This is a genomic window from Lacinutrix algicola (assembly GCF_001418085.1).
GTDB lineage: Bacteria > Bacteroidota > Bacteroidia > Flavobacteriales > Flavobacteriaceae > Lacinutrix > Lacinutrix algicola.
In genome coordinates this window covers 149,136-163,367 of the sequence record NZ_LIQH01000032.1, presented here as the reverse complement: position 1 = coordinate 163,367, position 14,232 = coordinate 149,136, and the positions used below count along the sequence as shown (strand labels likewise).

The following is a 14,232-nucleotide window of genomic DNA, read 5'->3' as shown; positions in this document are numbered from 1 at the left end:
CGAATAAATGACAAAAACAATCCCGAACATACTCCTTATATATACCGGTGGAACTATTGGTATGATAAAAGATCCCGAAACAGGAGCATTACGTGCATTCGATTTCGATAATTTATTGATTCGTATTCCAGAACTAAAGCTTTTAGATTGTAACATCGAAACGTTTTCTTTCATAGAGCCAATAGATTCTAGTAATATGGAACCAAAATATTGGGTCGAGATTGCTGAGGTTATTGAAGAAAATTACGACACATTCGATGGTTTTGTAGTGTTACATGGTAGCGACACGATGAGTTACACTGCTTCTGCTTTAAGTTTTATGCTAGAGCATTTAGCAAAACCAGTAGTGTTTACGGGTTCGCAGTTGCCAATTGGTGATTTGCGTACAGATGCGAAAGAGAATTTAATTACTTCAATACAAGTTGCTTCCTTACAACATTACAGTAAACCTATAATAAAAGAGGTGTGCCTGTATTTTGAATATAAATTATATAGAGCAAATAGAACTACAAAAATAAACGCAGAACATTTTGAAGCCTTTGCAAGTTTAAATTATCCTGATTTAGCAGAGTCTGGCGTGCATTTAAAGGTAAATAACGATGCGTTATTTAAACCTAATGCACGAAAAAAACTGTTAGTTCATAAAAATTTAGATAAAAATATAGCGTTAATAAAGTTGTTTCCGGGCATTTCGGAACAATTGTTGAGTTGTATATTTAATACGCCAAACCTTAAAGGTGTTATTATTGAAACTTACGGTGCAGGAAATTGTACGACCGAAGAATGGTTTATTTCATTATTAAAAGAAACCATTAAAAAAGGCATACAAATTATCAATATTACCCAATGTTCTGGCGGAAGTGTCATGATGGGACAGTATGAAACTAGTGAAAAACTGAAAAAAATAGGTTTAATTTCAGGAAAAGACATAACAACAGAGGCAGCGGTTAGTAAACTCATGTATTTGTTAGGACAAAATATTACACCTAACTTGTTTAAAACCATATATGAAACAGCATTAAGAGGAGAAATGGCTTAAAATTATCATTTTAAATTTGAGACTTAACATTTTTTTCGTTTAATTTGAAATCGGAAATTATTAAAATATATTTAGTGCTTGAGTAAGAATTTTCTACAAGCTCTATTAATATTTTTATATTTACTTCCATTTTTTTTATATCTTTAACACTTTAACTAATTAATAAAATTAAGATCAAAAACATGAAAAGATTATTTTCTATCCTAGCCATAGTATTTTTAATGGCATTTGGCACAGCTAATGCAACTACGAGCGCAGCAACTATTGCTACGACTATTGCGACTACACAAGATGCAGCAGCAGATGATGTAGCAGAAGAATTAACATTCCACCAAGAACTTAAAAAACGTTTTATTGAAGGTGGTCCAGGTTTCATGGGAATTGTATTACTTTGTTTAATTCTTGGATTAGCAATTGCTATTGAAAGAATTATCTTTTTAAACCTTTCTTCTACAAACACAAAAAAATTAACTCAAAATGTTGAAGATGCACTACAATCAGGTGGTCTTGAAGCAGCAAAAGAAGTATGTAGAAATACAAAAGGTCCTGTAGCATCTATTTTCTATCAAGGTTTAGATAGAGCTGATGATAGCTTAGAATCTGCTGAAAAAGCTGTTGTAGCTTATGGTGGAGTTCAAATGGGACAATTAGAGAAAAATGTATCTTGGATATCATTATTTATCGCATTAGCTCCAATGTTAGGGTTTATGGGAACAGTAATTGGTATGATCCAAGCCTTTGATAAAATTCAGTCTGCAGGTGGAATGGATGCAACGTTAGTAGCAGGTGGTATTAAAGTAGCCTTATTAACAACTGTATTTGGTCTTATTGTAGCAATTATATTACAAGTTTTCTACAACTATATCGTAGCAAAAATTGATAGTATTGTAAATGACATGGAAGATTCTTCTATCACTTTAATGGATATGTTATCGAAATACAAAAAATAAGCTATTAACTAAAATTTAAAAACATAAGATTATGCATAAGATTTTAAAAATAGTTGTAGCTGTATTAAGTTTAGTTGGTATAATATCGCTTTTTCGTATTATCGCAAAAGGTGAAGAAGAAGTAAAAGGTCTTGCAGCTGCAGGAGATACTTCTTTATTAGAACCAATGGCTTGGATAGCGTACATAATATTAGCTTTAACATTAGCATTAGTAATTTTCTTTGTAATCACTAATTTATTTGGTGGTAGCGGAAACATTAAAAACACTTTAATAGGTGTTGGAGCTTTTGCTTTAGTGTTAATAATGGGTTATGCTCTTTCAGGAGGAGATCCTTTAGTAGGTAAAGTATATGCTTACGATGGAGTTATGGCAACAGAAGGAGAGTCAAGATTTGTAGGAGGTGGTTTAATAGCCTTTTATATATTAAGTGTTGTTGCAATTGCATCAATGGTATTCTCAGGAGTTAAAAAATTAATTAAATAATTATGGCAAAAAGATCAGCACCAGAAGTTAATGCAGGCTCTATGGCTGACATTGCCTTCTTATTACTTATATTCTTTCTAGTAACAACAGATATCGCAACAGATTCTGGTTTAAGTAGAAAGTTACCACCATGGGAGCCGCCAACAGATGTACCTGTTATTATTAAAGAAAAAAATATTTTTGCTTTAACTTTAAATAGTAAAAATGAGATATTGTTAACTTCTGGAGGTGATTCAGAACTTGTTCCTCTTAATGAATTAAGAGGTCAGGCTGTGAAGTTTCTCGATAACGGAGGAGGAGAAGGAAAAGATGTTTGTAGAAGATGTAAAGGAGAAGGTGATAAAGCTTCATCTGACAACTTCATTAAAGCAGTTATTTCTTTAGCTAACGATAGACTTACAGATTACAAAACGTACATAGCTGTTCAAAATGAAATTTTAGCAGCATATAACGATATTAGAAATCGTGAGTTTAAGAAGGACTATCCAAGTTTAGAAATGGATTTTGTTCAAGCTACAGAAATGTATCAAGATCCTTCAACAGAGCCAAAAGTAAAAGAAAATTTAAAAGAGAAGCTAGAAGCAATTAAAGCAATAGTACCTCAAAAATTCTCTGAAGCTGAGGCAAAAAGAGATTAACAAATTAACATAAACACTATGTCTAAATTTAAAAAGAAAAAAGATGGAGGTTTACCTCCAATTTCAACAGCATCTTTACCAGATATTGTATTTATGCTTCTATTTTTCTTTATGGTTGCTACAGTAATTAAAGAGGATAATTTAATAATCCAAAATAGTTTACCAAAAGCAAATCAGATTGAAAAATTAGATAAAAAGAAACCTATAAGTTATATCTATATTGGAAAGCCAAGTCCAAATTATATTGATACTTACGGTACTGAAGATAGAATACAATTAAACGATAAGTTGCAAAGTGTTGAGCAAGTTCAAGCATTTATTGCTGCAGAACGTGCTGCATTAGCAGAAGAGTTAGTGCCTACACTTACTGTTTCTCTTAAAGTAGATAGAGATGCGAAAATGGGTGTGCTAACAGATGTTAAGCAAGAATTACGTAAAACTAATGCACTTAAAATTAATTACACCACCAAAAAAGGTGATGCACTTGATAATTAGTAGCATATATTCTTAATTTTATAAAAAGGCGTTTTGAAATTTTCAAAACGCCTTTTATTTGTTTTAAACCTTCCTATTTTAGTATATTGTAAATAGAAAGTGCGATGTAGAGTATTTATAAAAAGTAATTAATAACATCGTTATGTTTTTAGCATAAAGCACATAAATTATAAACTCATGAAATCTATAATACTTTTCTTTTGTCTCTGTTTTGTTACCTGTTACTCTTTTTCTCAAGAAGAAATAAGTAGTAATATTCAAGAAATTGATTCGTTATATAAAGAAGATCAGTTTTATTTTGGTTTAACATATAATCTAATAGGTAAAAAGCCTTCTAAATTGTCTCAGACCGGTTTTTCTGGAGGTTTTCATTTTGGATATACTAAAGACATGCCAATTAATAAAAAACGAAATAGGGCCATTGGTTTGGGTTTAGGTCTGTCTTTTAATTCTTTTAATCAAAATATGCAAATTTATGAAGACTCTAATGGAGATGCATTATTTGAAATTATAGATGCAACAGAAGTAACATATACTAAAAACAAGTTTACAACCTACATGGTTGAAATGCCAATAGAATATAGATGGCGTACTTCTACAGCAAAAGATTACAAGTTTTGGCGTATCTATTCTGGATTTAAATTAGGTTACATATTTGCTAATAGTACCAAGTTTGAAGGTTCTCCAGAAAATATTAGTCTCAAAAACAATAGCGCATTTAATAACCTTCAATATGGACTAACATTAGGAGCTGGTTATAATACATGGAATTTTTATTTGTATTATGCTTTAAATCCTATTTTTAAGAGTTCTTCTAAAATAGATGGAGAGGTAATAGATGCTAATGCTATTAAGGTTGGCCTTATGTTTTATATTTTATAACCAGTAACTTAATATTGATAATTGCGGAAATAGCCCAATACAAAATCCGAAAATTAATTCCACATTAGTATGCGCTTTCAAGTGCAATCTTGAAGTTGCAATTGCTCCTGCTATCAAAAAGAATAGAGCTAAAGAACCGTTTAAGTTTTTTCCAAAATGTAAGGATATTGCGATAGCGAACATTAATACTCCTGAAATACCAATCATATGGATACTAGCTTTAAAGTTTAAAATAGCTAGTACTAGGCAAATAATAGTTGATATTAGAATGCCAATAAAGAAAAAATATAATTCTATTATTTGATAAGAAGGTAACACGCGTAGTATTATTAAAACACATATAATAATGTTTAATGATAATGGAATTATGCGCTCTTTGGTTGTTTTAAGGTATATGGATTCTGTTCTACCTATTGTTTTAAGTAAAAAATAAAGCAGTATTGGTAATATAATTGTAAGTATGGACAGCGATATAATTTTCGCTTGAATAACTTCTAGAGGAATATATCTAGGTGATTTTGAAAAATAAAAAATAACACCTAATAATGGCATTATTATAGGATGAAAAATAAAGGATATGCTTTTAAGTAGCCAATGCATTAGTTACTAGTCTAAAATTTGATATTATAATTCCTTTCTTAATCTTGCAACAGAGATATCTAACTGCTCTCGATACTTGGCAACTGTTCTTCTTGCAATAGGATAGCCTTTTTCTTTTAAAATTTTAGCCAAAGCTTCGTCTGTTAATGGTTTCTTTTTATTTTCTTCTTCAATAACAGTCTCTAGAATTTTTTTAATTTCTCTAGTTGATACTTCTTCGCCTTGATCGTTAGTCATAGACTCAGAAAAGAATTCTTTAATTAATTTAGTTCCGTAAGGTGTATCTACATATTTACTATTAGCAACACGTGAAACGGTAGAAACATCCATTTCAATTTCATCTGCAATGTCTTTTAAAATCATGGGTCTTAAATTACGCTCATCACCTGTTAAGAAGTATTCTTTTTGGTAATGCATAATAGAACTCATAGTAACAAATAAAGTTTGCTGACGCTGCTTTATAGCTTCAATAAACCATTTTGCAGCATCGAGTTTTTGTTTGATAAACATGACTGCATCTTTTTGTGATTTAGACTTTTCTTTAGATTCTTTGTAGCCTTTAAGCATATTATTATACTCTCTAGATACGTGTAGTTCTGGAGCATTTCTTCCATTTAAAGTTAGCTCTAATTCACCATTTACAATTTTGATTGCAAAATCTGGAATTACATGTTCTATCATTCTAGTATTACCAGAATAACTTCCTCCAGGTTTAGGGTTTAGGCGTTCTATTTCATGAATGGCATCTTTAAGTTGCTCTTCACTAATATCGAATTTAGACATTAACTTTTTATAATGCTTTTTTGTAAACCTCTCAAAAGCATTATTTATAATATTTAATGCTAAAGCTACATCTGGAGATTGTTCCTTTCTTTTAAGCTGAATACTTAAGCATTCTTGTAAATCTCTTGCTCCAACACCGGCAGGATCTAATTGATGCACTATTTTAAGTACATGTTCAATTTTATCTTCTGTAGTGTATACATTTTGGGTAAAAGCTAAATCGTCCATTATATCACTTAATTCTCGACGGATGTATCCACTTTCATCAACACTTCCAACTAAAAACTCAGCGATATCACGTTCTTCATCGTTTAAACGATACGTGTTTAACTGTGTTTTTAAATGTTGTGTAAAAGACGTTCCGGAAGCATAAGGAATACTTTTTTCATCGTCATCTGCACTATAATTATTTACGCTTGTTCTGTAATCTGGAATTTCATCATCGCTTAAATAATCGTCTACATTTATATCTTCAGCCTCAATCTTATCGTTGTCATCATACTCATCTTGAGAATTATCCATATCCTCATACTCATTATCTTTATCTTCTTTTCCAGTATCAAGAGCAGGATTTTCTTCTAATTCTTGCTTTAAACGTTGCTCAAAAGCTTGCGTAGGCAACTGTATCAATTTCATTAATTGAATTTGTTGCGGAGACAATTTCTGTGATAATTTGAACTGTAAGTATTGTTTAAGCATAATATTAATTTGGTATAAGTATAAAAATAAAAAAAACAATCTACAATATGGATATTAGTAGATTGTTTTAATAATTATTTATGTGGTATGCTTTTTAAAATTCAGCATTTTGTGGTGTTCTAGGATAAGGTATTACATCTCTAATATTACTCATTCCTGTTGCAAACATAACTAAACGTTCGAAACCTAAACCAAAACCAGAGTGTACCGCAGTTCCATACTTACGTAGGTCTAGGTACCACCATAATTCTTCTTCAGAAATATCTAAAACTGCCATTTTCTCTTTTAAAACATCTAAACGTTCTTCACGTTGAGAACCTCCAACCATTTCTCCAATACCTGGAAAAAGAATATCCATAGCACGAACTGTTTTACCATCTTCGTTTAAACGCATATAAAATGCTTTAATGTTTGCTGGGTAATCAAATAAAATTACGGGACATTTAAAGTGTTTTTCTACAAGGAAACGCTCGTGTTCAGACTGCAAGTCGGCTCCCCATTCTTCAATTATATAATTGAATTTTTTCTTTTTATTAGGTTTAGAATTTTTTAGAATGTCTATTGCTTCAGTATAGCTTACTCGTTTAAAATTATTATCGGTTACAAATTTTAATTTTTCAATTAAACGTAACTCACTACGTTCTGCTTGCGGCTTTGTTTTTTCTTCATCAAATAGACGTTGATCTAAGAATTCTAAATCTTCAGCATTATGCTCTAAAACGTATGAGATAACAGACTTCATGAAATCTTCTGCTAGATCCATGTTTCCGGCTAAATCCATGAATGCAACTTCAGGTTCAATCATCCAAAATTCAGATAAATGACGAGAAGTGTTAGAGTTTTCTGCTCTAAATGTTGGTCCGAATGTATATACTTTACCTAAAGACATAGCATAAGTTTCTGCTTCTAATTGCCCAGAAACCGTAAGATTTGTGTCTTTTCCAAAAAAGTTTTTAGAGTGGTCTATCGCTCCGTCTTCTGTTAATGGTGGATTTTTTTGATCTAAAGTACTTACTCTAAACATTTCTCCTGCACCTTCTGCATCACTACCAGTAATAATAGGTGTGTGCATGTAATTAAAACCATTGTCGTTAAAGTATTTATGCACAGCAAAAGATAATGCAGAACGTAAACGCATAACAGCACTAAAAGTGTTGGTACGTGTACGTAAATGAGCATTTTCTCTTAAAAACTCAAACGAATGTTTTTTAGGTTGAATAGGATATGTTTCAGGATCACTATCACCTAAAATTTCGATAGAAGAGACAACAATTTCAACGCTTTGTCCTTTACCTTGGCTTTCCACTAGTTCTCCTTTAATATGAACAGCAGCACCTGTTGTAATACGTTTTAAAGTATCTTCATCTGTATTTTCGAAATCAACAACACATTGAATATTATTAAGAGTAGAACCATCATTTAAGGCGATAAATCTTTTAGCTCTAAAGGTACGAACCCAACCTTTTGCTTCTACTTGCTGTAGCTTTGTTTCTTTTAATAATTGTGCAATTGTTAATTTTGTCATTTTTGTATTTATTAGATAGCAAATATAATTTTTTACCTCGTTTTATTATTCCGTTTCCTCAGATTTTTCATCAGAATCATTTTCAATAGGAATAATATTTATTGAAGGTTTTTTTAGTGTTTCTTTATTAGCAATACTACGTTCTAAAGATAATAATAGTGATGGTAGTAATAGTAAGTTAGATAACATAGCGAATAATAATGTTACCGAAACTAAAGCTCCTAATGCAACAGTACCACCAAAACTAGAAATAGTAAAGACTGAAAAACCAAAGAATAAAACAATAGAGGTGTAAAACATACTTACTCCAGTTTCTCTTAATGCGGCATAAACCGATTTTTTAATTTTCCAGTTATTGGCTTGTAACTCTTGTCTGTATTTTGCTAAAAAGTGAATAGTATCATCTACAGATATTCCAAAAGCAATACTAAATACTAATATAGTCGATGGTTTTATTGGGACACCTAAGTAGCCCATTAATCCAGCGGTTACAACTAATGGTAATAAATTAGGTATTAGCGATACAATAATCATTCTAAAAGAACGAAACATATAAGCCATAAACAGCGAAATAAGTAATATCGCTAGTGATAACGATAAAGCTAAATTGTTAACCAAATAAGTTGTTCCTTTTTGAAAAACTAAAGCTTTTCCTGTAATACTAACGTTGTATTTCTCTTTAGGGAAAACATTGTTTATTTTATTAAGAAGATTTTCTTCGATACGTTCCATTTTATCGGTTCCAATATCCTTCATAAATGTAGTAATACGAGCATATTGTCCGGTGGAATCAACAAAATTATTTAATAGATTGCCTTCTCCAGAGGTAGAGTTTTTAGCATAAGGTAAAATAAAGGCCTCTTCTTGTTTTGTTGGTAATTGATAATATTTAGGGTTACCATTATAGTAAGCTTGCTTAGAGTATTTAACAAGACTAACGATTGAAATTGGTCGAGATAGCTCTGGTGTTTCTGTAATTAAATCTTCAATCTGTTCCATGCGTTTTAAGGTCGTCGATTTCATAACTCCTTTTTTACGCTTAGTATCTACCATAATTTCCATTGGCATGATACCATTAAATTCCTCTTCAAAAAAGCGAATATCACTAAAGAACTCTGCATTTTTTGGCATGTCTTCTATTAAACTTCCTGAAACTTTAATTTTGTAAATACCAATAATACAAACTATTATTAAGCCTAAAGAGGTTGCATATATAGCAATACGTTTTTCTTTTACCATACGTACAGTCCAATCTACAAAACCACCAATCCATTTTTTATTTAAATGTTCTAAATGGCGTTCTTTTGGGTAAGGTAAAAAGGTGTATAAAATTGGGATGATAAGTAAGCAAAGTATAAATATGGCCAATATACTAAGTGATGCTACGACTCCAAATTCTTTTAATAATTTACTTTCTGTTATAATAAAAGTAGCAAATCCAGAGGCTGTAGTAACGTTAGTCATTAACGTAGCATTACCAACTTTGGTAATTACACGTTGTAAAGATTTTACTTTATTACCGTGTAGTTTTACTTCGTGTTGGTATTTGTTAATTAAGAAAATACAATTAGGAATTCCAATTACAATAATAAGTGGTGGAATTAATGCCGTTAAAACAGTGATTTCGTATTTTAAAAGACCGAGTATTCCCAGTGTCCACATTACACCAACGCAAACAACTATTAGAGAAATAAATGTTGCTCTAAAAGATCTGAAGAATAAAAAGAATATAAAAGATGTAATACCTAATGCGGCTAAAACAAATAGACCAATTTCATCTACAATGTTTTGAGCATTTAAAGTTCTTATGTAAGGCATTCCAGAAACACGAACATCTAGATTGTAGGTGTCTTCAAAAACCTTAACTTTTTTCATTAAAGTTTCAATTACAAAATCTTTTCTTGCTGGTGTATTTACCAAGTCTTTTTTAAGGTAAATAGCCGTTCTTACTGTTTTTGTTTCTTTATTAAATAAGAAATTATCGTAAAAAGGATATTTATTAAAAAGCTCGTCTTGAAGCACTTCTATTTGTGCAGTAGTTTTAACCGAATCTTTAATAAAAGGTTCTAAATCGAACTTTTGTTCTTTTGTGTTTTTTACAAGTTTTTGTAAATCTTTAATTGAGACAACGCTTTCTACTTCGTGTGAAGTTCTAAAACTATCTGAGAGTGCATTCCAAGCATTTAATTTTTCGACGGTAAAAAGAGTAGAATCTTTAACCCCTAAAACAATAAGATTGCCTTCTTCTCCAAAAACATCTAAAAAGTTGTTGTATTCAATATTTACTTCGTGATCGTCTGGTAATAAATTTGCTTCGGTATAAGTGAAGCGCATGTATTTCCATTGTGTACTAAATAAAATAGTAATTATTATAATGCCTAAAAGAATACCAATTTTATTACGTAAAATTAGTCTAGCCACTATGTCCCAAAATTTGGATTTTGTTTGTTTCGCCATGATGCTTTAAAAGGAGCTTCAAAGGTATGGAAAACCTATAGATTTTACGAAATTATAATGTAATATTAAAAGTGAATTTAAGAGCAATATTATCTTCTTCTTTAGGTAGGTGATATGCACCATATCGGTAAGTGAAACTTAAACCAAAACCTAGTAGTAGTTTGTTTAATTCTATGCCAGATTCTGTGTAACCACTTTTTAAAGTTCCAAAACTAACGTTTTCATGTCTTGAAACATTATTCATATTACCAACTGCATAACGTGTTATTAAAACCAGCTGTGGTTTAAAATAATTACTAATATGAAATGGTTTTACGTAGTGTTTAACTACCATGGTTGCAAATCGGTCTGAGAAGAACTCGTCGAAAAACATCGTTTCAAAACTATTAATTCCGGCTACAGAGAAACGATTTAAAATAGTTTCTTTGTTAATGTTATTTGGATATGCATGATATAAATGTGTTAATGGAGTGTCTCCATGTGCTAGGCCTAAAGAAAAAGTTCCTATGGTATGAGAATCTTTATTATGCGTAACTTTATGAATGGTTCTAAAGTCTAATTTCGAAAAATTAAAATCAGCATTCAAAACATTCTTAAAACTTTTACTGTACTGTAGAGTAAACTTAGGATAGCCATCTACTGTAGTTTTAGTTTTTCCATTTACAGTTTCATATTCTACAAAAGGACTCCATTGCAAAGCAACTTTAGCAATTGTAGTTTCAAAAGAATTGTAAGAAGTATTATTTAGAATATAGTTGTAGTCGTAAGTTGGAGTGATGTTACTAATAGCAACTTCGGTCTCTGTTATTAACTTTGGACTTATTTCGTGTTCAAGTGAAATAGCCGAAGTAATGTGCTTGTGAAATAAACTAATATTAAGTAAACGTGGTTCGAAAAAAGAGAATGTTCTTCCATCTGTTAAGAAATTAGAACTACCGGTTTCCATTAAATCGTCTGTGTAAGAAACGTTAAGCCAGCTCTTAGTTTTTTCATTTAAAAGAAAACCACCACCAAGTTTGTATTTAAAACGATGATCTCTAAATCCATATACGCCATAAGAATCTATTCTAAAGTTTTTTGAAAACTCATCATTAGTTACACCTCCTAATCCAGTTCTAAAGCCTTCATATTGATTAAACTTAACTAAATAGCGTAAGTCAAAATTCCAAAGTTTAGTAGGGAAGAAACCATTACCTATTTGCTTTAAAAGTGCACTAGACTTTGTCGAGTCTTGTGGTTTTTCGGTATCTTTTTCTGGTGTTTGCGCATTTAATGTAAATGCACAACAAAAGAAAAGCGTGTATAACCAAAGGTTGCGCATATATTATTTTAGTTGGTTTTTAATAGCTTTAGAAAGAACACTTTTAATGTTTGTTCTGTATCCAATTTCTTTAAGTACTATTTCTCCTTTTTTGTTAATTACAATACTTGTAGGATAGCTTTGTACACCATACATATTAATTACATCGTTTGCATTTGGAACTATAGTATAATTAAACTCTGTTTCGTATAAAAAATGATCTACAACACCTTCTTTGTTAAATGTTATTGCTAAAAAAACAACATCTTTATCTTCATACTCTTTTACAAGCTCATTTAGTTTTGGCATTTCTACAACACAAGGACCACATTTTGTAAACCAAAAGTTTAAAACAACCACTTTATCTTTTAATTCTGAAAGCTTAATTGTGTTTCCTTCTAAGTCTGTAACAATAAAATCAAGTGCTTTTTCTCCTTTTGCGAAATCTGCTTCAGGATTTTTTTTAATTAAAATAGGATGATTACTCTTTTTCTGAAATATTACAGATTTAATTTTCCCTTCATCGTTAGCATAAAATAATGGTTTGTAATCAGGATTAGCCATTAATTCCATATTAGACATTGGAAGAATTTCACCTTTTTCATTAAATAGTAAAACATCTGGAGTAATCATGATTTGCATGGTTTTAACCTGCTCATCTGTTAAACGTTCTTGTTTTTTAGGAATGAACTTGTAATCTTGAGTAAAACCTATTGTAGAAAACAATAAAGCACACAAGAGGAATATGGATTTTAGATAGCGCATAATTATATAAACGATAAAGTTAATAGTCCTCGTATAAAAAAAAGCGACAATTAAGTCGCTTTTAACGTTTAAACCGTCATTATTTCTTTGTCTTTGCTTGCTAAGATTTCTTCAATCCGTTTAGAGGAGGCATCTGTAAGGGTTTGTACATCTGCTTCAGCATTTTTCTGTAAATCTTCAGATACGCCATCAACTTTTTTAATATCGTTGTTAGCTTCCTTTCTTGCATTACGCACACCAACTTTAGCATCTTCAGCTTCAGATTTTGCTTGCTTTGCTAAATCACGTCTACGCTCTTCCGTTAAAGGTGGGACACTAATAATAAGTATTTCTCCATTATTCATTGGATTAAAACCTAGGTTTGCAATTTGAATTGCTTTTTCAATAGGTTGAATCATGTTTTTTTCCCAAGGCTGAACAGTAATTGTTCTACCATCTGGAGTGTTTACATTTGCTACCTGTGCTAATGGTGTTTGAGAACCGTAATAATCTACCATCACACTACCTAACATTGCAGGACTAGCTTTACCAGCACGAATATTAGAAAATTGTTTAATAAGGTGTAGGATAGCATTTTCCATAGACTCTTTAGTGCTATCTATTATAAATTGAATGTCTTCGTTCATTGTTAAAAATTTTTGTTACTACTCTGCTTTATTCAAGAATTAAGCCAAATTTTATTTAGGCTTTTAAACTTAATCAAGTGGTAGTATGTCTCTTAATTTAAATACTAAAGTAAACAATTATAGAAACTGATACAAATTTATCGATTTCTAAGGTTTTATATTACTTACTTTTTGGTAATAAACTTACCTGAGTTCCAATGTTTTCTCCAGTAACTACTTTCATTAAGTTTCCTCTTGTATTCATATCAAATACAATAATTGGTAAATCGTTTTCTTGACTTAATGTAAAAGCAGTTGTGTCCATAACTTTTAAGCCTTTACGTAAGACATCGTCAAAAGTAATATGATCAAATTTTATTGCAGTAGCATCTTTTTCTGGATCGGTATTGTAAATACCGTCTACACGAGTCCCTTTTAAAATAACATCGGCTTCAATTTCTATAGCTCTTAAAACAGCTGCAGAATCTGTAGTAAAATAAGGGTTGCCTGTTCCTCCTCCAAAAATAACTACACGTCCTTTTCGTAAATGACTCATTGCTTTTCTTCTAATAAAAGGTTCAGCAACTTCGTTAATTTTAATAGCGGTTTGTAAACGCGTTTTTACATCTGCATCTTCAAGTGCTTGTTGTAATGCTAAACCGTTTATAACAGTTGCTAACATTCCCATGTGGTCGCCTTGAACGCGATCCATTCCATTCATAGCTCCTGCAACACCTCTAAAAATATTTCCACCACCAATTACTATGGCAACTTCAATACCTTTTTCTGTTACAGCTTTAATGTCTTGTGCATATTCTGCTAGACGTTCTGGGTCAATACCATATTGGCGATTTCCCATTAGGGCTTCACCAGATAGTTTTAGGAGGATTCTTTTGTATTTCATGTTGAATGTCGCTGTGTGTTATTTTCGCTTTCGCGGAAATTTTAGTTACGCAAAATTAAGTGTTTTTAAGCATAAAAAAAACCACTAGCTCTAAAAATAGAGTAGT

At 31.1% G+C, this 14,232-nt stretch carries 14 protein-coding genes; 6 read left to right on the top strand and 8 right to left on the bottom strand.

Annotated elements, in window-relative coordinates:
* Positions 1–7: 7 nt before the first annotated feature.
* The 6 genes from ASC41_RS07245 to ASC41_RS07220 all read left to right on the top strand — a co-directional run bounded on the left by ASC41_RS07245 (position 8) and on the right by ASC41_RS07220 (position 4,488).
* Entirely contained in the window at positions 8–1,039 is a 1,032-nt protein-coding gene (locus ASC41_RS07245; protein ID WP_055435969.1) for an asparaginase, read from the top strand.
* A 182-nt stretch (positions 1,040–1,221) separates the two neighbouring features.
* Positions 1,222–1,989 (top strand): MotA/TolQ/ExbB proton channel family protein, encoded by a 768-nt coding sequence (locus ASC41_RS07240; RefSeq protein ID WP_055435968.1) that lies wholly within the window; start codon positions 1,222–1,224, stop codon positions 1,987–1,989.
* Between the two features lie 31 nt (positions 1,990–2,020).
* The gene (locus tag ASC41_RS07235; protein WP_055435967.1) at positions 2,021–2,473 is read left to right on the top strand and encodes a hypothetical protein; all 453 of its coding nucleotides are present in this window, start codon (positions 2,021–2,023) and stop codon (positions 2,471–2,473) included.
* Positions 2,474–2,475: 2 nt separating this feature from the next.
* Entirely contained in the window at positions 2,476–3,111 is a 636-nt protein-coding gene (locus tag ASC41_RS07230; RefSeq protein WP_055435966.1) for an ExbD/TolR family protein, read from the top strand.
* A gap of 18 nt (positions 3,112–3,129) precedes the next feature.
* Positions 3,130–3,606 carry an ExbD/TolR family protein gene (locus ASC41_RS07225; RefSeq protein WP_055435965.1) on the top strand — a complete coding sequence of 159 codons (477 nt, stop codon included), beginning with the start codon at positions 3,130–3,132 and terminating at the stop codon, positions 3,604–3,606.
* A 177-nt stretch (positions 3,607–3,783) separates the two neighbouring features.
* Positions 3,784–4,488, top strand: a complete 705-nt coding sequence (locus ASC41_RS07220; protein WP_055435964.1) for a porin family protein — start codon at positions 3,784–3,786, stop codon at positions 4,486–4,488.
* Here ASC41_RS07220 and ASC41_RS07215 read toward each other — a convergent pair.
* From ASC41_RS07215 to pyrH, 8 genes are all read right to left on the bottom strand, one after another.
* Entirely contained in the window at positions 4,483–5,088 is a 606-nt protein-coding gene (locus tag ASC41_RS07215; protein WP_055435963.1) for a hypothetical protein, read from the bottom strand. The two genes, ASC41_RS07220 and ASC41_RS07215, sit on opposite strands and share 6 nt — an antisense overlap.
* Positions 5,089–5,112: 24 nt before the next feature.
* Positions 5,113–6,570, bottom strand: a complete 1,458-nt coding sequence (gene rpoN, locus ASC41_RS07210; protein ID WP_055435962.1) for an RNA polymerase factor sigma-54 — start codon at positions 6,568–6,570, stop codon at positions 5,113–5,115.
* 94 nt (positions 6,571–6,664) lie between these two features.
* Positions 6,665–8,095 (bottom strand): asparagine--tRNA ligase, encoded by a 1,431-nt coding sequence (gene asnS, locus ASC41_RS07205; RefSeq protein ID WP_055435961.1) that lies wholly within the window; start codon positions 8,093–8,095, stop codon positions 6,665–6,667.
* 45 nt (positions 8,096–8,140) lie between these two features.
* On the bottom strand, positions 8,141–10,552 hold the full coding sequence (locus tag ASC41_RS07200) for an efflux RND transporter permease subunit (RefSeq protein WP_055435960.1): 2,412 nt from the start codon (positions 10,550–10,552) through the stop codon (positions 8,141–8,143).
* A 52-nt stretch (positions 10,553–10,604) separates the two neighbouring features.
* Positions 10,605–11,873: a DUF5686 family protein gene (locus tag ASC41_RS07195; RefSeq protein ID WP_055435959.1), complete on the bottom strand. Its 1,269-nt coding sequence runs from the start codon at positions 11,871–11,873 to the stop codon at positions 10,605–10,607.
* 3 nt (positions 11,874–11,876) lie between these two features.
* Entirely contained in the window at positions 11,877–12,617 is a 741-nt protein-coding gene (locus ASC41_RS07190) for a TlpA family protein disulfide reductase (RefSeq protein ID WP_083477159.1), read from the bottom strand.
* Positions 12,618–12,685: 68 nt separating this feature from the next.
* On the bottom strand, positions 12,686–13,243 hold the full coding sequence (gene frr / locus ASC41_RS07185) for a ribosome recycling factor (protein ID WP_055435957.1): 558 nt from the start codon (positions 13,241–13,243) through the stop codon (positions 12,686–12,688).
* A 160-nt stretch (positions 13,244–13,403) separates the two neighbouring features.
* Complete coding sequence (gene pyrH / locus ASC41_RS07180) at positions 13,404–14,126, bottom strand: UMP kinase (RefSeq protein WP_055435956.1); 723 nt, start codon at positions 14,124–14,126, stop codon at positions 13,404–13,406.
* Positions 14,127–14,232 lie beyond the last annotated feature (106 nt).